We start from the raw sequence: 18,812 nt of genomic DNA, 5'->3' as shown, positions 1-18,812 counted from the left end.
TCAAGTCTCCCAGGGGTAGCCGTCGGTCGGCGTGGCCACGTCGGTCCATTGCCCGTTGGTACCGCTGCTGATCGGGCTGAAGATCGCGTCGACCCACGCTGCATTTGCCGTCGCGGTGGGGCGCAGCACGCCGATCGTGTCGCGGTCGCGGTAGTAGGTGCCCGTGATCGGGCCTGTCAGCTGCACGTAGCCGGCGGCTGCGCTGTCGACCGTGCCGCTGCACGTCTGCGCCCAGGTCGAGCCGTCCCACTGCCAGCACTCGATCACCGCGTCGCCGCCGAACGGCACCACGCCGTCGACCTGGGGCTCGACGAAGAGAGCGCCACCGCCGACCGCCCCGAGGCCTTCGGGCGCCGTGATCAACCGCTGCGTGGCGGAGTCGTAGCCGATGCAGACCGCCACGGGCGCGTGGTAGCGGGGGGTCGCAGCGCTGTCGTCGAACACCAGCAGGTCGACCGACGCCGTGCCCCCGTTGCCGCGCATGCCATCGGCCAAGTCGACGCGCAGCGCCGTGACCACGGCCAATCGATTGACGACGCCGTAGTAGCCCCGCGGGTCGACCAGCTCGGAGTCGGTCAGCCGCACGATCGTGCCCGGCCATGCGCGCTCGGCCTCGAGGATCGAGATCGGGTACCCGCTCACGGGGAAGTGGCGACGGGCCCACCATGCCGACAGCGTCTGCAGTCGCGCGTAGATCCCTTCGGGCCGGCGCATATGGTGCGCAAGCACATCTTGCTGCACGGTGCCGGGGCGGTACGCGAATCCGCGATCCAGCGAGGTGCGCTCGAGCAGCGTGGTGCCGCCGAAGTGCGGGCGCAGGTTGGTCTGAAACTTCCACCTGTCGATCGGCTGCAGGTAGCGCAGCGATTGATTGGGGTGCGTGAAGCGACCGCTGCCGATCTCACCGCGCACGCTGCGATCGATCACCAGGGTTGCGTCGTAGATCGTCAGCCCGTCGGCGGGGCACCAGATGCCGAACGCGCCGTCGCGCAGGTGCCAGCACCAGCCCAGCGGCTGCATCAGCGAGCGCAGCAGGTCGCCGGCAGGGTAGGCCGCCGAGTAGGCCGCCTTCACCTTCAGCACGTCGGAGTTCGCCACCTGCTCGGCGACCGCGTCGAACTCCGACGGCGCCGCGACCCAGTCGGCAGGGATCGCGAGCCCGAGCGGCGCCACCTCGGCGTCGCACCGCAGCGAGGGCGCCTCGCTCGGCTCGTTCTCACCCGCGGCCAGGGTCGCGGCGCCGTCGGCCGCGTAAGAAGACCAACCCGCCGACGTGCCCGTCGTCAGCAGCGTGCGCAGCAGCACCTTGTGGGCCTCGTCGAAGCCGTCGGAGTAGCTCGACACCGCGATCGGCACCGCGCGAACGCTGCCGTCCTCGGGGTCGCCGGTCGACACGCGCGCTACCCAGTCGCTGGTGATTCCGCCCTTCGACGCGAAGCCGAACAACCCCGGCTCCCACCACTTCGTCACGATGATCCGATCGCCGGACACCAAGCCCGCTTGCTGCCCCGCGCCGCCGACCCACGATGCCTCGCCGACCCACACCTCATCGAAGACCTCGTCGATGCCTACCGCGTAGTTGGGCACCCCGTCGCCGCCGCCCACGTAGCGGCGCACGCCGAAGAAGAGCCAGAAGCCGGTGCGCGTGCAAGGCACCCCGTCGATCTCGATCGGTGCCGTGGGATCAGTGGGGTCGCTGGCGATCGGTCTCGCTGCCTGGCCTGGGTGTGCGATCGTCGACTGCGAGGTATCGCTGCCCAGGTTCGCGTCGCCAAGGCGCACGACTTGCCCTCGCCCGCCGTTCAGGTCAGCGAGCAGCGTCTGCGTGCCCGCAGGATATAGCGGGCTGTAGACCCTCGTCGCGCCGCCGTTGTTCGCGCCGTTGGGATAAATCGTGGTGTCTTCGGTGCCGGTGAAGAAGGTTCCGACCCAGTAGTCGCCGCCAGGCGCCGACGCTGCGAAGGCATCGGCGCCGATTGGATCGAACCGCACCGCGACGGCATCGGGCGGCTCGAGCTGCCGCTGGATCTCGACCTCGTAGCCGAGCGCGGCCCACACCTTGCGGTGCAGGCAGAGCTGCAGGATCGCGGGCAAGTTTGAAGTGGTGGTCGTCGCGATGCGGACGCGGCCTTGCGCATCCATCGACACTGCGCACCCTGCGATCTCGTCGAACGGGCCGTCGCCGGTTGCGTCCGCCGCGGCGAGCTCGATCCTGGCGCGGATCTCGTCGCGCAGCTCGATCGCGTTGGCTCCGGTCAGGTCGCTGGCGAAGAGGTCCAGCGAATAATCGCCCCCGCCGCCACCATACGGAATCACCAAGCGCACACCGAAGCCCGTCTCGCGCTCGTCGCTGGTGGCGTCGAGGTCGAGGTCGCTGACCGCCGACACCGGCTCGCGCTGCCAGCCGAGCGCAAGCGGCTTCTGCAGCAGGGACTCGGGCCCTGCTGCCTCGATCGTCCACCGGCGTCCCCGCGGCATGCCGTCGTCGCGCAGGGTGCCCATCCACAAGCGACGCGACTCCGACCACGGCCGCGGCGTGCCGTCCAGGTCGAAATACACGCGCCGAAGCTCAACGCGGCGGCCGCTCCACACGATCGGATCTTCGGACACGGGCGCACTCTCGGTGCCCGCGCCATCGAGGGCGATCGTGTGCTGCATGCCCCACGTGTCCGATGCGTCGGTGGGCACGGGGAACTGGTGGCGCGCGCCGGAGCTCGAGATCCGCTCGAGGCCTACATGGCGCCCGTGAAGCTCGGTGCGTGGCGACAGGTCTTCGCTGGGGGCGATCGCAGTGCCAGCGCCGAAGGGCACGTCGACGAGCGCCTGCTCGCTGGTGCTCGCGACCTTGAAGAGGTCGCAGATCGAATCGTCGAAGTCGTCGATCGGAAGCGTGGCGGGCGACTGCAACACTTCGCCGGTGCGTATGTCGATCGCCATGCGGTATGACAGCCCGCTGCGTTGCAGCCCGAGCTGCACCGAGTGGCCGCTGCCCGTGTCGATGCCGACGAGCTCGCGGCGATCGGTCAGCCCGATCTCGATCCCGTCGAAGAGCACGACATGGCCCACCTGGGCGCCGGGGTACTCGCGCAGCTGCGTGGTGGTCGGCATCAGTATTCCTCGACCGCCAGGAGCGGCAGGCTCAGAGGTGACGAAATCTCAGCGTTGGCGACGTTGCGCGCGTACCAGTTGCCATCGAAGCCGTCGCGCAGCTGATACGGACCCAGCGGCGTCGACCAGCTGGCAGCCGTGGTGCTTGCGGCGTCTTCGATCATGTCCTCGTAGTGAAGCATCGACAGCCCCAGCGAAAGCGACTGCTCGAAAAACTGGTGAAAGGTGCCGCCTTGCGAGAGCACGGATCCCGTGGACTGCAGGCGGCTCGGCACGATGTGCCCCCAGTCGAGCTCCTGCCACGTTTCGTTTCCGAAGCCCACGCGGCGCGTAACGCTGCCGTCGGCCGCCTTCAGGAAGGCCTGTTTCAGAACGGTGTAGCCGGTGATCCCGGCCTGCGTCTTCGGGCGCGCGGGGTAGCCGGCCGAGAACAGCAGCGGCGAGATTCCGCTGCTGGTGTAACTCGCGGCCAGGGTCAAATCGCCGGTGCTGAAGCCGAGCACCGCGGCCCAATCTTCCGCGGAGTCGGCGAAGCCCGTTGCCCAGATCAGATCCGCAGCGGTCGACAGGTTGATCTGCGTGCGGCGATTTTCCAGGACCACCAGCGACGTGCACGTGATCGAAGACAGCGAGTCATTGATCGCGGTGCGCACGACGTCGACCAGCGACAGCGCGGCGGTGGGGTGGCGCAGGTAATACGTGCCGCCAGGCAGCACGACGTCCTCGCTGTCGAACAGCGCGGTGGCGTCCGGCAGCGTGATGGAGCCGACCAGCCAAGAGGATTCGACTTGCGGCATGCGTCACCGGCTCCCGAAGTTCGCCCCGTTGTAGCCGAGCTGGCGCTGCTGCTCGGAGATGTCGCGCACGACCTCGCGATCCATCTTTCCATGCAGGTGCTCGACGTGAATGTAGGTAGTGTTGCCGGTCGGCATCTTGCCCGATCGAGGCTGTGGCGTGGGCGAGCCCGGCACGGGGCCCAAGTTCGCCGACGGCCCGTTCGCTGCGGACGTCGACCCTCCCCCGCCGCCCCCCGCCTGCCCAGGACCGAAGGCACCGCCGCTGCTGAAGCCCCCCGCTTCCATGCTCGAGGCCTGATCCGACAGTGTGCGGCTGCGAGCTCCTGCCGCGCCCGCCACCGCGCCGAACACCGCAGCACTCGCGAAGTGGAAGCCCGCGCCGGTGTAGTCGAACGACGCCAGCGATGCGATGCCCTCGGCGGTCTCCTCGAGCGCCCTCACTCCCGCCATGTTGCGGATCCCCTGCAGCTGGCTGGCGCGGGCGTTCAGCTCGGCGACCTTGCCCGCCTGCGCTGCCTCGGCGTCCGACTTGCCCTGCGCGCGCGCGGCTCGCTCGGCCTGCCGCCGGGCGTCTGTGACCGAAATGATCGCGAGCAGCGTCTGCGACGCAGCATTCGCGGCCATCTTCGAGGCCTTGTCGACAGTGACGAGCAGCTTCTCGCGTGCCGCTCGCTCTTCGTCGAGGCGCTGCAGCTCGCGAACGTGCCGCATTTCTCGCGCCTGATCGAACTGCGCGAAGCCGGTCTCGAGCTGCTGCTGAAACTGAAACTGCTCCTCGATCCGCTGCTGCTCGATCTCCGCCAACCTCGGATCCTTGATCGAGCCTGCGGCGCCCTGCGCCTTCAGCCGCTCGAGCTCGGCAGCGCGGGTCGCCGCTTCCTGCTGTGCGGCTCGCTTTGTAGCGTCCTCGAAGCGCTGATCCAACGCCTTGAAGTCGGCCGCGTCGCGGGCCTCGCGGTCGCGCTTCGCGTACCCCTCGACGCGCTTCTGCATATCCTCGAACAGCTGGCGCCTATAGATCACGCGCTCCGATTCGCGCTTGAAGTCCTTCTCGACGTCCGTGAGCTGTTCGGCGGCGCGGCGCTGCTTGCGTTTGTGCGCCTCCTCTTCGGCCACGTCTTCATCGTCGATCTGGCGCAGGCGATCGGCACGCAGCGTGCGCTCGGCTTCCTTCTTCAGTCGGATCGACGAATCCATGTCCTCGACCGCGGCGGCCACCTCAGCCTCGGCCTTCAGCACCTCGGCTCGCGCGACCGCTCGCGCTGACATCACTTCCGATAGCTGGCGCTTCGCCGCGTCGCGATCGGGGCCCTGCTTCGCAAACCGCACTTCGCGGCGCGCGCGGGCGGCCTCCTCTTCGAGGAAATCTTCGGTCTCGCGCAGTGCGGCGACGGCCGTACGCTCCTCGGCCTTCAGCTTCTGCTCGGGCAGAAACACCTGCTCGAAGTAGTCGATCTTCGACTGCCGCTTTGCCTCCTCGCGCTGCTTCTTCAGCTCAGCGGTGGCCTTCTTCGTCGCATCGGCAGCGGCGATCTCGGCATCGACGAAATGCCACACGACACCCACGAGCGCGCCGACAGCCAGGCCGGTGGGCCCCAGCGTGCCGAGCACTCCCTGCAGCGCCGTATTGAAAGACGCGGTCCCAGCGACGAGCTGATGCGCCGCGAAGCCCAGTCGCGTGTAGGTCTTCGACAGGTTCGTCGAGGCGTTCGTGGCCGCGATCGTCGATCCGATCGAATCGACCCGCTCCTGGCGCGCGCGCTCGCTGGCGTTCTTCGCCGCGTCGGTGGCGGCGCCCACCTCGTGCAGTTTCTTCGTGAGGTCGTCGACGGCCCTCGAAGTATTCTGCAGCGTGGTGTCGAGCTGCACCGCGTTGCCCTTGAGCAGTACTTCGCCGGTGGCCGTTGTGGACCCGCTGCCGGTCACGCCTGGGCTGGGTGCAGGCCTAGCCACGGTTCACCTCCCTCTTGCGCTGGTCGTGCCACACGCGCTCGCGATCCCCCGCGCAGCGCTCCTCTTCGTGCTCGAGGTACAAGATCGCGGCGTGGATCAGCCAGTCGTCGCACGCGTCGAAGAAGGGATTCTGCACCCGCGCGCCATCGTCGGTGCGGCGCCGGTAGTAGCGGTGCAGCCCCTGCAGTACGCGCGCGCGCTGGTAGCCGCCGGGGCAGCCGTGTTCGGGGCGCTCGGTGGGCTTCTCGCACGTGCCGAGCCCCGGGCGCTCGAGGTCCCGCGGTGCACCGTGGTGGAACGCGATCAGCTCCTCGTCGACCTCCCACTGCACCGGCGGCAGATCGAAACGCGTGCAGCCCCGCAGCTGCCGCACTCCAGTGTGCTCGCCTCGCGCGCCGCAGTTGCGCTCGCAGTCGTGTGGGTTCCAGGACTCGCCGACCTCCCCCGAGGGGAGCCACGTCCACGCGGCGAGCCTCAGCGAAAAGTTTCGGCGCGCGTGAGATCCTGCGAACCTTGGAACGCGGCCGCGCCGACGTCGGCGGCGATCGAGCCAGCGTAATCTTCGGTCAGGCGCAGCAGCTCGTCGATCTGCGACGCGCTGCGGCCGGTGCGAGGCAGCTTCGCGAGGTAGTCGGCCAGCCGCTCGCCCTCGGCGCTGCTCGGGTTCAGCAGCTCGAGCACCGCGTGCGCGTAGGCGAAGGCGAGGCCAGTCTCGCGCTTGCCCTGGCGATCGTAGTAGGCAGCCCGGTCGCGCTCGTCGAGCGTGAGCCGGCGGAAGCGCCACGTTTCGGGCTTGGCGTCGCGATCGAGGTACGGCTGCAGCGCCGGATCGTCGAGATCGAAGCGCGTCGAGCCGGAGAAGTATCGCCAAAACGGGTGGCCCGTCTCGGCGTGGTAGGGCGCGTCGCGTGCGGCCTCGAGCTCGAGCGCCGACGGGTGCTCGCCGAGCGCAACGATGGCCGCCTTGCGAAGCTCGGCGGTCTCGCTGTCGACGAGCTCGTGGCGCCATGCGCTGTCGCTGCTCGGCACGTAGCGCATGCGGGCGCACAGGTCGTGAGTGGGGGCGAACTTCTGGCGCATCGATTAGCCTACCCTTCCGATGATCATCTTGGCGCGAGCGAGGTGGTACTGCGCCGCCGTCATGGACCCCTGCGCCACCTCGCGCTCGAGCGCGTTGAAGGTGAGCTTCAGCGCGTCGCGACCGCCCACGCTCACCTTCTCCGGCGTGTCTGCATACTCGAGGTGCGGGAAATACACGAAGCGAGCATCGCCGACCGTGCGGCCGATCTGGATCCGCAGGTGCTTGCGGGTGTCGGCGTGGTACTCGGCGATCAGCGCGTCGTCGAACGGCACCGTCACTTCGACCTTGGTGGCGTTGTAGCTGTCTTCGGTCAGTCCATAGCCGTGCTTGCCCTCGCGACCGTTGGGGCCCGTGACCGGGTCCTTCTTGATCCCGACGGTGACCTGCACCGCGCCCCAGAAGGTTTGCGTGGCGAGTGCGGCACCCGCCGTCGCGAAGTGGCAGATCGTCGCGATGCCGCTGCCGATCACGCTGCCGGGACCGCCGGCGGGCGTGTCGTCGAGCGACGGCTGCGAAATGCCATTGTCGCTGAAGTCGCAGCCCATGCCCGACCACTTGAGTTCGCCCGGCGTGCCCTGCTCGATCGGTCCCATCTCCACCGAGAGCGCATCTCCCAGCGATTCCACGCTGTGCTCGGCGTGGCGGCCCTTGAAGAAGAAACAAAGCGACGTGTGATTCGCGTGTGTGTGGTCCTCGAGCGCATCCCAATCGGGGTAATGCGCGACGACGGCATATGCCGTGTCTGCACCGCCGGCATCGGGCACGAACGACAGCGTATGCCCGGAAGCCATCGTGAGAGTGTCGGATCCGACACCCTCCGCCACGACGCTGTAGCAGGCGAACTCGCCGAAGCCGGACCCGCTGTCGACGAAGAACGACCAGCCGTAAGGCTCGAGATTGTCACCGTCGGCATCTTCGACGGTCGGCGCCGAAGCAGTGCCGCCCGCGAGGCCGGCAGCATAGCCGCGATGCTCGCCGCCGAGCGCGTTGAATAGCAGCTCATCTTGCGCGATGCGGGCCGCCTGCGCGCCCTCGGCCGCGTTGGTGCTGCCCTCGCTCCAATCCGTGTCGAAGCTGAACTCATGGCCGCGCAGCCCGAGGATGCCCGCACGCGTCGCGCCCGCGCGCTGCACGATGTTGGGGTTGGGGATCTTCGGTCGCTTGATCTTGGAGTAGTCGAGGTTGCGGCAGTTGATCACCGCACCGTTCGCGGTAAGCGAGTCCCAATCCTTCGCCGTGCCGTCGCCGTCGGGGTCGGCGAAGGCGCTCTCGCGGTCGAAAGCGACGGTCTTTTGAATGGCGTTGCTCGGCATTGTCAGCTCCGGCGCGCGCGCATGTACTGCACGCGAAACGTGTGCGCGACGCCCTGTGCGTCGAGCGGGTCGATCCTCAGCTCTTCGATCTTCGTCAGCCCGTCGATCTCATCCTGCTGGCACGCCTCGAAGAGCCGATCGTGCAGGTCCCAGTAGTCTTCGACCACAATCTGTGCGAGCGAGCGGGCGTCGAAAGCCCGGTAGTCGGTCACGATCCGCAGCTCGATCGCCACCTCGCTGTCGGCGTTGCCCGTGGCGCCGCCGGGCACGCTCGTGGGATCGCTCCACTCGAAGAAGAACAGGCGCGGGCACAGACCCGAGCCGGGATCCGCGTTGTCGTCGGTGGGGATCCACGCCTCGCCGCGGTCGGCGGCGTGCGACGGCACGATGGCTGCGATGATCGGGCGAATCGCGGCCTCGAGCTGCGCAAGCGTCGTGCTGGGAAACACCGCCACTATCCGCGCCTCCAGGGCGAACGCACGACCTTCGACGAGCCAGCGGCCGCCGTGTCGTCGACGCGCGTCGTGGTCGCTGCGACCGCGCTGTCGCTGCCTCGCGTCGCCTGCTGCCACATGCGGCCGAACTTCTGCGACTGCAGCGCGGCGAAGCCGGCGGCGTCCATGTTCGCAGGCGCGAGGCCGTCTTCAGCCATCTCGAGTACGCAAGCCTGCTTCAGCAGCTCGTAGCCCTCGTCACCGGCGAAATAGCGATTGGGGTCGATCCCCTTGCCTCGCAGGTCGGCGGTGAGCCGACGCGAGACAGACGCCACGAGGTTGCGCAGCGCCGAGGCCTGGGGCCCGAGCAGCCGCACGAGCTCGCACTTCGATGCTCGCAGGTCGAGCTCGACAGCCGCGAGGTGGCGTGCGGTCGCGCTGCCTCGCACCAGCCTCACGAGCTCGTCGACGCGCCACGTGGCGCCGTCGGGTGCGGTGTACTGCCAGCGCACCCGCAGCGGGTGATCCGCCTCGAAGATGTCAGCGTCGGCAGCGGCGAGCGAAGGGAACGCCACCGAGAGCTGCACACCACGCACCGTGGCCCCGCTCGCGTAGGCCCCCGACAGCGGCGTCGCGCTGCGCAGCGTCGTGGCGGTGACCGTCTCGGCCGCGAAGAGCTCGCGGCGGCCATCGCTGGCGGTGATCTCGTAGGCACGGCCAGCGGTAGCCGTCGCGCCTGCATGCGTCACGAGCCGCGGATCGGGCTGCCCGGCGCCGGCGGCTGCGGTGCTCGTCGTGCTGTAGCTGTCGACAGTCGCGGCCCCGTTCGCGACGATGAAGCGATCGGCGCCGTCGTCCGGTTCGGTCAGATCCTCGACCTGCACCGAGGCAGACGCGACGCGCGAGGGCGGCACGTGGATCAAGTCCTGCGCGCCGCCCTCGAAGAGCACCTCGTGGAAGCCAGCAGCCATCGACTGTCACCCGACGCGGTCGGGGGCGATCTCGTACTCCTGATGCACCCAGAACACACCGCCGCTGATCTCGTCGGCATCAGCGGCGCCGCCGGTCGGCGTGATCGTCAGCAGCACGTCGCGGGCGGTCGTGTCGAGCACGCCCGCGCCGGCGCCCTGCCCTCCCAGCACCGACTTCTGGCCAGCCGTCATCGCCCCGAGGTTCCCGCTGCTCAGGTACAAGCTGGCGCTGCCCGAGCGCCCCAGCGTCGCGGTGGCACCTGTGGTGGTGCCAGCCGAAAACGTCATGGGCGACTCGCACTCGATCAGTGCGCGAATCGGAAAGGCGTTGGCCGGAAGCGAGTGCACGGCCGCGGCTGCCGACGCGCCGCTGGCGAAGCCGGCAGTCGTGACGCGCGTGGAGATCACGAGGATCTTGGGCTTGCGAACGGCGGGCATCAGATCCGATCCTCCGCCGCGGTCTTCTTCGCCGCCTTGGTCTTGTCCTTCGCCTCGGCCGTCGCGCTCTCGATCTCCGCGCTGGCACTCTGCTCGGCCGCCAGCTGCTCGAGCAGCTGCTTCTCCTCGCGCAGCAGCGCGAGCTCGGCCGCCATCGCCTTCGAGGCCTCGACCAGCTCGGCGATCTGCCCGTCGCGGGGATCCGGCCCCTCGGCTTCGGGGGCGTCGGGGGTGTTGGGCACTTCGACGCTCACGCGCTTGGTGGTCGCGGCCATCAGCGCCGCGGGCACGAAGATCCGCGCCTTCTGACGCGTGCCGGGCTGCGCGACGCGAAGCGCTCGCGGGCGAAGCTCGGGCGGCAGGCGCAGCTTGCCCTTCGCCGCCTTCTCGGCGGCGGCGTACTCCTGCCACAGCGCCACCTCGTCGGGGGCGAGCACATCACGCAGGTAGCGGTAGCCGCGGGCAACGGCGCCGGGCCGCAGCTGCGGAGTGCCACCGTCGTAGCGGATCACCTTGGAGTTGAAGCACAGCCCCACCGGGTGCTTGAAGGGCTTGCCCGCAGGGGTGACGAGCCAGATCACCGGCACATCGTCAGTCGTGAGTCGCACCTTGCCAGCCATGGGATCACGCTCCATCCGAAGTGATGCTGACGGCCTGATCGTCGTCGACGACCGCAACGCCGTAGCGGATCATGAAGGTCAGCTTCACACTGGCGTAGTCGGGGTCATCCTCCTGCACCACGCGAAGCTCCTGCCACGAGCGCAGCCAGAAGGGCGAGAGCTTGCCCGCCACTCCGATGAAACCCGTGGCCTCGCCGGTCGCAACCGGAATGTTGTTCGACTGATACCACGCGACGCCGTGGCGAACGCACTTGAAGCCGGCTTCGGGGCCGATCAGCTTGGCCATTTCGTTGGACTGCGCATCGCCGCCCAGCGCCGTGCCGCCGTTCGCCGAAAGGTCGAGCGACCAATCGAGGAACTGCTTCGCATTCAGCACGCCCACCGGCATGCCGTCGAAGTTGGGATTCTGCTCGTTGAACTGGCGCACCGCCTCCTGCACGTCCGCGTCGGTCAGCGCCGAAGTGCCCACGTCCACGCCGACGTTCGCCAGCGAAGAACAGAGCGCGAAGCCGTCGGCGTCGACGCGGTTCATCAGGCCCGCCATCGACTCGGACGTCGCGAGGTCGAGCATGTCGAACGCGCTGTCGTGGATCGCCTCGTAGGACAGGCGCACCTGATGGCCGACGAAGCCGCCGGTCATCGTGTCCTCGCCGGTGTCCATTTGCACGACCGTGAAGACGTCGCCTTCGGTCTTCGAGCCGGCCGGAGGATCCAGCGCTGCCACGCTCGGGATGTTGACCGTGCTGCCCTTGCCCGGCGGCACGACGTCGGTATTGCACAGCAGGGCGAACAGCGGCTTGGGCCGCTTGACGCGAATGATCGAATCTTGGATCCATTCCGAAGGCACGATCTCGGCGACGTTGCTTCGGACGGTGGTATTGGACGGGACAGCCACGGGGCACCTCTCAGAAGATGGTCTTGCCGCCGATCACGAGCACACCGCCCGATGGGGCGTTGCCGGTGGCGACGTGGGGTGAAGTAGAGACGGCAGCCGAGGCCTTGAAGAGCTCGGGTGCGTCGCTGTTGATCTTCTCGATCACGGCCTGCGCCGCTGCTTCGGGGTCGCTGATGTCGATCGACGGCAGCAGTCCCTTCGCGGCGAGCGTCACCGCCTTGCGCATCGAAGGCGGCGCCTTCTCTCGCACGGCGTCGAGCACATCGCGCTGCTTCAGCTCGCGCTCGAGCTGCTCTGCTCGCGACTTCTCGCGATCGTGCTCGCTGCGTGCGTGCCCAAGCTGTGCGGTCAGATCGGCTTGCGTCGATCCGGCCTTGCCCGTCGCCTTCGCCAGCAGCTGCTCGGCCTTCTCGGCCCGAGCCTTCCAGTCGATTGTGCCACCGGCGTCGCCGCCGCTGGCGCTGTCACTTGCACCGGCCCCGCCGGACGCCGCTTCACCAGCGCTCAGCCCACCGTCTTGATCATCTACCACCCCGATAGCTTAGCCCTTGGAATCGTTGGATGCAACCGGGTCGGCCTGCGTCGGCCCGGGATTTGCTTGCGACGCCGGGGGCTTGACAGCAACAACGGGGTCTGGCCGGGCCTCGAAGCCGATCAGCGGCTCCACCAGGCGCCGGGCCTCCTCGTCGCTGATCGTCGGCATCGCGAGCGGAATGAACCGCACCAGGAACTCGGCGGGCAGCTTGCCTTCGGTCACCAGCAGCGCGGCATCCGTGATCGCCTTTTGCTGCGTGCCGTTCAGCGCCGCATCTGCCACCGTGCCGCCCTGCGCAGCAAGCGCGGCCGCGGCCTTCGGCGCGCCGGGGGCCGGCACCGCTGCCGACGCACCGGGGGCCGCGAGGTCGCCGGCAGCCGAGGGCGGCATCGTGGGGTTGCCCGCGTCGTCGAAGCTGCCGCCGGCGCGGCCCTGGGTCTGCTCGAGCGTTTCGCCCGGTGCGGCGGCGAGCGGCATCGCGGTGGTGCCTGCGAGCGCAGGATCGGCGAACGGGTCGCCGGGCTGCTGCCGGCTCGCCCTGAACGCGTCGAGCTTCACGCGCTGCTCGGCCAGGTGCATCAGCCGCTCTTCGGCCTCAGCCTCGCTGATGCCCTCTTCTTCGACGAGCGCCTGCACTTGATTCGAGATTCCGAACTTCGTGCGCTCGCCATACACCTTCACGCGCGCCTCGGGCGTGTCGAGAAACGGCAGCCGCTGGAACTGCACCTTGAACGACTTGCGCACGAGCTCGGGGTCGACCGCGTCGGGGTCGTTGAGCATCTGCGCCAGCAGCATGATCACGTAGGCCATTCGACGCTCGAAACGCTCGAGCGGTGGGCACTGGCTTTCGCGCACCTCCTCGATCGCCGCGTGCTGCTGCACCCCTCCCACGCCCGCGTTCGGCAGCGAGGGATCGGGGTCAGCGAACGTCGACGCGGTGCCGGTCATCTGCTCGGCGCATTCGTCGACGAGCCATGCCACGTGCTTGCGGAATCCTTCGACCGGGGTGTCGAGGTCATGCGATGCCAGCGCGATGTTCGGCCCATTCAACATCAGCGGCCGCTCGTGGTCGACGAGGTCGGAGCCGTCGACCACGTCGTCGCGCTCGCCGCTGGTGGTGCACGCGAGCAGCTTGCGGCACTGGGTCTTACGCGTCCACCCTGCCGAAGCGTAGATCATGCCGGCTTCGATCGTGGCCTTGGTGTTCGGTGACCACGACTTCCAGTCCCACCAGTCGGATCCGAGCTCGGCGTGCTCGCTCAGCATGTCGGCGCCCGGGAACGTGCCGATCTGCTGCTCGACGCGCAGCGCAGGGATCTCGAGCTTCTGCTCGTTGTAGAAGCGCAGCCCGTTGGAGTCGATCACCCGAAGCGCGGGCTCGTTCGCGCCGAAGCGGTGTGCGAGCAGCTGCACCGCCACGTCGGGCACCGACGCCAGCGGACGGTTTCCGGCGGAGTGCACTTCGGTTTCCGCGCCGGTCAGCACGTCGAAGTCAATCACGCGCTCGCCGTTTTCGTCCTCGCGCACCACCGCGACGACGATGATCCGATTCATCTGCACCGCCAGTCGCTGCCACCGCAGCGCGCGGGCGTTGAAGTGGAGGCGCTCGTAAAGCCTCGTCAGCTTCGCGTTGTCCTCGTCGGTGACTCCCTCGCCTTCCAGTCGGCGAATCGGGCGGCGCTTGTAGGCCACCGCAAGCTTCCGGCCGACACGCTTCTGGATGTTGAAGAAGCCAACCGCCCACCTCGATTGCTCGGCCACCACTTCGCCGTTGTGGTGCGTGGCTCCGATGCGAGCCGAGATCAGATCGTCGTAGTCGTCGGTCGCGATCTTGTAGCGCTGCAGGAACTCGCGGCGACGTGCTCCGGCCCCGTGCGCATGGGGGCGAAGTGCGGTGTTGAACAGCGCTTCGCGCTTCTCTTCGGAAAGCTGATCGATCGTCACCATTTCACGCCACCCTCACGCCCTGGCCTACACCCTGCGGCAGCCAGCGCTTTTGGAACAGTCGCCACGCGGGATAGCGCAGCGAATCGTCGAAGTTGTACACCTGCCGGTCCATGCGGCTGCCGGCTTCCGCGTGGGCCTTCACGCGGCTTGGCACCTTCGGCATCGCCTGCACGAGCTGCGGGCAGCCGACCGCAGAAAAGAGCATCACGCCTTCGCGCTGCATGATGCGCACGAGCTTCCTCGCCTCGAGCACGTTGGGGTTCGAGTGCTTCGTGCCGTCAACCGTGATCGGCGCCTTGGTACGAAACCCCAGACGCTTGTATTCGGCCGCGTCATTGCTCTGCGTCGAGTGGCCGCCGTGATACTGCGAGTTGCGAAACATATTCGCATCACACACCACAAGCGTGCGTCCTCGGTACCGGCCGCCGTCCTTCTCGGCGAGGGCGCGCGCGGCCATCTCGCTGTCGCCGTCGAGCACGATCTCGTCGAGCCAGCACAGCGCCCAGGTGCGTGGGTGCTCGGGGTCGCCGAAGATCTTGCCGACGATGCACGTTTGCGGGGACCAGTTCGAATCGGCCCCGGCGATGTACGAGCATCCCTCGGTGCCTAGCAGCACCTTCGTGGCGATCTTCGTCACGTCGGCGCGGAAGCCCCAGGCCTCGGGGTCGTGGCTGTTGGTGTCGACGATCAGCGACTGCGACCACGTGTCGCCATAGGCGAACGCGTTGCCGCGCTGCCACTGCCCGCGGATCTTCTCGGCGCGCGTCTTCGGATCGTTGGTGCCGGCCTCGAGTCGTTCGATAGCCTCACGCGCCACGAACACGTTGTCGTAGCTGTCGAAGACCACCATTCGCATATTCGCTGCGGTCGGCGTCTTCTGCTCGATCGGCTGCACGATCTCGTCGTAGATCCATGGCCCTTCGTCGTCCGGTACCGTCGCGAGGCCCAGGGCGCCGAGCGACTGCGCGACACGCCCTCGCAGCACCTCGAAGGCATCCTTCTCGCGCACGCGCGCGGCCTCGTCGAACTGCACGCGGCGCACGTCGTCGCCCTCGAGGTGACCACCGTGGCCGTGGCCTGCGTGGTAGAGTTCGCCGCGCGAGCCGTCCAACCAGTTGAAATGCATGTGCGAGCTCGTGTGCTTCTCGGGGAAGCTGCTGGCGAGGATCGGCACGCGGGCACCTCCGGGCGTGACGTAGGTGGGCAGCAGCGGCGGGTCGCTCTCCTTTCCGAAGAAGATCTTGCGCATGTTTTTCCACGTGCGCATCAGCGCGGGCGACACGAGCCAAAAGATTTCCCCTCGTCCCCCGAACTTCACCCACCCTCGTGTCCACCACATATCGCTTAGGAACGTCTTACCCGAGCGCCACCCGCCAGTGAATAGGATCACCTCGCTGTGATCATCGGTCAGCGCGTCGACCTGGGATTCGGTGCACCTGTAGATGATTGGTGCCTGCCAAACGAGGGCATCGGCTGTGCCCCACGGCTGCGCCAGGGTGGCCTTCGAGTCGAACAGTTCGAGCGTGCCGTCGCCGGTGTGCTGATCCCACCTATTATTCCGCGCGCCCGTCTGCCGGTTGATCAGCACAGCAAGATCGTCGACGCGCCCGAGCTCTCGCGCCGTCTCGCTCCCACAGCATGGACACGTGCGCCCGGGCACGTCGTTTCGCTCGTGCGGAATGATCGTCGTGGTGACCAGCGCGTGCGAGGCTGCGCCGAACGTGCGCCGGTACAGCGCGCGCTCTTCGTGCGCGTAGATCTGATCGATCCGCGGCATGCGGTCACGCCGGGTTCGACAGCACCCGGTAGACCAGCGACCCCGCGATCGCGATCGAATCGGTGCGGTTCAGCACGATATCGTCACCATCGGCTTGCCCGAACTTCTCGCAGAAGACGTATTGCGAGCCCGCGACGCCCGCGATCGCGCCGGTGATTCCCGTCGCGCCCGAGCGCAGGGTGAAGCCGCCGGCACCCCCGGGCACGAGCTCGATCGACTCGATCACGAAGCGCTCACCCGCTGCGATCGAAACGAGCGTAGTATTGCCGGTGGCGGCCGTCTCGGCGATCGGCAGCTGCACCGCCGGGCCGATGCGCGTGAAGCCGAGCTGCGATGCGATCTGCTGTGGGAAGGTCTTCATGGTCCGCTCACGGTGTCGCCGGGTACGCGCCAATAGAAGCGCACGCCGGGCCAGTTTCCGGGGTTGAAGTCGGAGGCATCCCCGACGATCGGCGATTCGAACGGATCGGCTGGATCCGTCGAGTGCGAAGGGTTGGAGGTGTTGATCTCGAACTCGTCGAGCGCTCCCATGGCGTAATCGGCGGGGTCGTCCGGGAGATTGACGCCCTCGGGGGCACCGCTCGCGGCGTAGCGAATCGTCACGCCGCCGTTGCCTCGGAACACCACATGAATGGGATCGGTGTCGGGCAGCGCGGGCTCGCCGGCGACGTTGATCCCCGTCCACGCGTTCGCGGCCGAGCCCGAGGTGAGCCCGGCATCCGCGATCAGCGTGGCCCCGTCGGCGTCGCCGAGCGTGCCGCCCTCGTAGCACGCGACGCGGAACTGCGCCGAATGGGTGTCACCGATCGCCACCTCGAGCCGCGTCAGTCGCTTGCCCGGAATCGGCGGCGGCGTGAAGCCGGCGAAGACGTTGGCGCCGCCTGCATCGGGGATCAGCAGCTCCGACTGCGACGCGCCCAGCACAGCGTCGGTGTGCACACCGTGCAGCACGCCGCTCGTGGTGGCGCCGCCGATCGACGCGTCGCCCACGTAGGGAGCCGTGCGGAACTCCAGCGCGGCCATCATGGTCACCAAAAATCCGGTGTCGATGTCGCTCGCTTCACCGTCGAGCGTCGACGGGAAGGCGACCGACGGATCGGTGGACATGCCCGAGAAGATCACGAGGTTGCGCGCGGTCCAATCCTCGGAGTCGCCCACCAGTGCGAGGCCCGGGTGCGTGCCGCTCGTGCCCCCGGTGCTGCACTTCGCGACGAGCCAGATCGAGGTGCCGTCGGCGATCTCAAGCACCTGATCGGCGGTCAGCGGCAGCCAGGCGTAGACATTGCCAGAGCCGTCATCGGTGGCGCTCACGATGCCCTCGGCGACCAGCGTGGTGCCGACGAAGCTGGTGCTCGAGCCCCCGGTGTACAAGCCCACGCGCACGTCGTCGCCGCCCGGCGTCCCGAGCAGCACGCCGATCGCAGTCACGATCGCCGGGCCGGCGTGAAGGTGCCATGCACCGCGAGCGCGGCGGCGAAGGGGTTGCCGTTCGTCGCCGGCTGCGACGTGTGATTCCCGTACAGTCCAGCGCTGCCGCGCGAGGTGAAGGCCCCTCCCACCGTCACGCTCGCGAGGGCGCCGGTGATCTCGAGGTCGGCACCGTCGGCGGCCGTGGTGTAGTACGGGGCGAGTGCGGCCGCGTAGGCCGTCGCGCGTGCGGCCGCGCTGACGGCGGGGCCCGTCAGCGCCACCTCGACGCCCTCGAAGCCCGCGAGCTCGGCCACGAGCGGCCCGGGGTCGAAGCCGATGCCGTCGATCGTGCAGTATGCGTATCGGCTGGTGCCGCTCGAGGCCTCGATCCGCAGGTAGGCCCCCGCTGCCGACGAGCCGCCGTGGCCTTCGATGAAGGCCCGCCGGCGCGTGTCGAGGCCCGCCGGCGCCAGGGTGGCGGTGTAGGTCGAGGGCGGCGCCGCCACCTCGCCGCCGGCCGAGCGCGGCTGCCGGCGCATGCGGTCGCGCAGTCTCAATGCAGCCCCCCGAGCTCGGCTGCGAGTTCGCGCTGCGCGTCGCTGCGCTTGCGCAGGGCGGCGATCTCCAGCGCTTCGGCGTGCTTGTCCGCCGCCACGCAGCGGCTCACGAGCTCGCCGATGGCACGGGTCAGCTTGATGCGGGTGTCGACGTCGTCGGTGGCGGCGAGGTCACGAGCCAATGTCGCAATGCCGTCGACGATCGCACGGCTGGTGTCGCACAGGCGCTCGGCTCGAAGCGTCGCGACCCAGCGGCCGATGGCCCCGGGATCGCTTGGGATTCCACCGCGAACTTCCACGGGGGAAGCGTAGCACGGATCTTGCCTACCCGTGCACCACTGCCGTCATGTATTGTGACAGCGCCCGGTGATACACGTCGAGGGCGCGGCCCGAAAGCCCCGACAGCGTGATCCCCTGCCGCTGCAATGCCGCGAGCCGCAGCGCGCGCTGCCGATCCGGTGGCATGAGCGCGACGCGCGCGGCAGCGGTCTTGTCGTCGCCCGCCGTGCGCAGGCGCCAGTAGCCTGCCAGCAGTCCGGTGTCGAAGCCCACCCACGACGACCCCCCGGCGTCGCGAGGCAGCAGGCCCGCGTCGAAGCGCTGCCCCGTGCGGTGGGCCTCCTCGAACCAGTCGCGCAGCGCCGTGGCCGCGAAGTCCACCGCGTCGCGCGCGCTCACGCCCACCTGCAGGTCGCGGTTGAACGAGATCGAGACCCCCGTTCCAAAGCCCGTGCGGCCCCGCTGCACTAGCCGCCGGGGATCGCGGCGCGCTGCCAATCTGCCCATGGCACGATTCCTGTCGTTCGGGTTTTCGGCTGGCACGAATCGTGGCAGCCAAGCGGCGTGCCAAATCAGGTGGAAAACTGCGTGCCAACAGCAGCGTACAGAAAAAGCGTAAGCGCACAAAGTGGCTAGAACGGCGTTTAGATGCCAGTAGCTGGCAGCGAACAGCGTTTTGCGCGAAGTTCGCAGGTAA

The 18,812-nt window shown here is 68.4% G+C and carries 19 protein-coding genes; all 19 read right to left on the bottom strand.

Going from position 1 to position 18,812, the window contains the following annotated elements; translation table 11 throughout:
• Window positions 1-3,108, bottom strand: coding sequence for a hypothetical protein (locus tag IPH07_24415; protein ID MBK6920567.1), 3,108 nt, complete (start codon window positions 3,106-3,108; stop codon window positions 1-3).
• The gene (locus IPH07_24410) at window positions 3,108-3,905 is read right to left on the bottom strand and encodes a hypothetical protein (protein MBK6920566.1); all 798 of its coding nucleotides are present in this window, start codon (window positions 3,903-3,905) and stop codon (window positions 3,108-3,110) included. Before IPH07_24410 ends, IPH07_24415 begins: the two co-directional genes overlap by 1 nt.
• Window positions 3,906-3,908: 3 nt before the next feature.
• Window positions 3,909-5,831 carry a hypothetical protein gene (locus tag IPH07_24405; GenBank protein MBK6920565.1) on the bottom strand — a complete coding sequence of 641 codons (1,923 nt, stop codon included), beginning with the start codon at window positions 5,829-5,831 and terminating at the stop codon, window positions 3,909-3,911.
• 19 nt (window positions 5,832-5,850) lie between these two features.
• Complete coding sequence (locus tag IPH07_24400) at window positions 5,851-6,231, bottom strand: hypothetical protein (protein ID MBK6920564.1); 381 nt, start codon at window positions 6,229-6,231, stop codon at window positions 5,851-5,853.
• 101 nt (window positions 6,232-6,332) lie between these two features.
• Window positions 6,333-6,938, bottom strand: coding sequence for a hypothetical protein (locus tag IPH07_24395; protein MBK6920563.1), 606 nt, complete (start codon window positions 6,936-6,938; stop codon window positions 6,333-6,335).
• A 3-nt stretch (window positions 6,939-6,941) separates the two neighbouring features.
• A complete protein-coding gene (locus IPH07_24390; protein ID MBK6920562.1) occupies window positions 6,942-8,252 on the bottom strand; it encodes a hypothetical protein in 1,311 nt (436 codons plus the stop codon).
• Window positions 8,253-8,254: 2 nt separating this feature from the next.
• Complete coding sequence (locus IPH07_24385) at window positions 8,255-8,638, bottom strand: hypothetical protein (protein MBK6920561.1); 384 nt, start codon at window positions 8,636-8,638, stop codon at window positions 8,255-8,257.
• A gap of 68 nt (window positions 8,639-8,706) precedes the next feature.
• Entirely contained in the window at window positions 8,707-9,657 is a 951-nt protein-coding gene (locus IPH07_24380) for a hypothetical protein (protein MBK6920560.1), read from the bottom strand.
• Window positions 9,658-9,663: 6 nt separating this feature from the next.
• Window positions 9,664-10,095 carry a hypothetical protein gene (locus IPH07_24375; GenBank protein ID MBK6920559.1) on the bottom strand — a complete coding sequence of 144 codons (432 nt, stop codon included), beginning with the start codon at window positions 10,093-10,095 and terminating at the stop codon, window positions 9,664-9,666.
• A complete protein-coding gene (locus IPH07_24370; protein MBK6920558.1) occupies window positions 10,095-10,715 on the bottom strand; it encodes a hypothetical protein in 621 nt (206 codons plus the stop codon). Before IPH07_24370 ends, IPH07_24375 begins: the two co-directional genes overlap by 1 nt.
• A gap of 4 nt (window positions 10,716-10,719) precedes the next feature.
• Window positions 10,720-11,610 carry a hypothetical protein gene (locus tag IPH07_24365; GenBank protein ID MBK6920557.1) on the bottom strand — a complete coding sequence of 297 codons (891 nt, stop codon included), beginning with the start codon at window positions 11,608-11,610 and terminating at the stop codon, window positions 10,720-10,722.
• 10 nt (window positions 11,611-11,620) lie between these two features.
• Window positions 11,621-12,142 carry a hypothetical protein gene (locus IPH07_24360; protein ID MBK6920556.1) on the bottom strand — a complete coding sequence of 174 codons (522 nt, stop codon included), beginning with the start codon at window positions 12,140-12,142 and terminating at the stop codon, window positions 11,621-11,623.
• 9 nt (window positions 12,143-12,151) lie between these two features.
• Window positions 12,152-14,092 carry a hypothetical protein gene (locus IPH07_24355; protein MBK6920555.1) on the bottom strand — a complete coding sequence of 647 codons (1,941 nt, stop codon included), beginning with the start codon at window positions 14,090-14,092 and terminating at the stop codon, window positions 12,152-12,154.
• Between the two features lies 1 nt (window position 14,093).
• Window positions 14,094-15,869 (bottom strand): hypothetical protein, encoded by a 1,776-nt coding sequence (locus tag IPH07_24350; protein MBK6920554.1) that lies wholly within the window; start codon window positions 15,867-15,869, stop codon window positions 14,094-14,096.
• A gap of 4 nt (window positions 15,870-15,873) precedes the next feature.
• Entirely contained in the window at window positions 15,874-16,230 is a 357-nt protein-coding gene (locus IPH07_24345; protein ID MBK6920553.1) for a hypothetical protein, read from the bottom strand.
• The gene (locus IPH07_24340; protein ID MBK6920552.1) at window positions 16,227-17,297 is read right to left on the bottom strand and encodes a hypothetical protein; all 1,071 of its coding nucleotides are present in this window, start codon (window positions 17,295-17,297) and stop codon (window positions 16,227-16,229) included. The genes IPH07_24345 and IPH07_24340 overlap by 4 nt, the downstream gene beginning before the upstream one ends.
• Window positions 17,294-17,836 (bottom strand): hypothetical protein, encoded by a 543-nt coding sequence (locus IPH07_24335; protein ID MBK6920551.1) that lies wholly within the window; start codon window positions 17,834-17,836, stop codon window positions 17,294-17,296. Before IPH07_24335 ends, IPH07_24340 begins: the two co-directional genes overlap by 4 nt.
• Entirely contained in the window at window positions 17,833-18,135 is a 303-nt protein-coding gene (locus IPH07_24330) for a hypothetical protein (GenBank protein MBK6920550.1), read from the bottom strand. Before IPH07_24330 ends, IPH07_24335 begins: the two co-directional genes overlap by 4 nt.
• 25 nt (window positions 18,136-18,160) lie before the next feature.
• Complete coding sequence (locus IPH07_24325; protein MBK6920549.1) at window positions 18,161-18,658, bottom strand: hypothetical protein; 498 nt, start codon at window positions 18,656-18,658, stop codon at window positions 18,161-18,163.
• Window positions 18,659-18,812: the final 154 nt, after the last annotated feature.

The sequence above is a fragment of the Deltaproteobacteria bacterium genome (assembly GCA_016709225.1).
Taxonomy (GTDB): domain Bacteria; phylum Myxococcota_A; class Polyangia; order Nannocystales; family Nannocystaceae; genus Xiheibacterium; species Xiheibacterium phototrophicum.
Note: the sequence above shows the minus strand (reverse complement) of the source record. Positions and strands in the feature narration are given on the sequence as shown.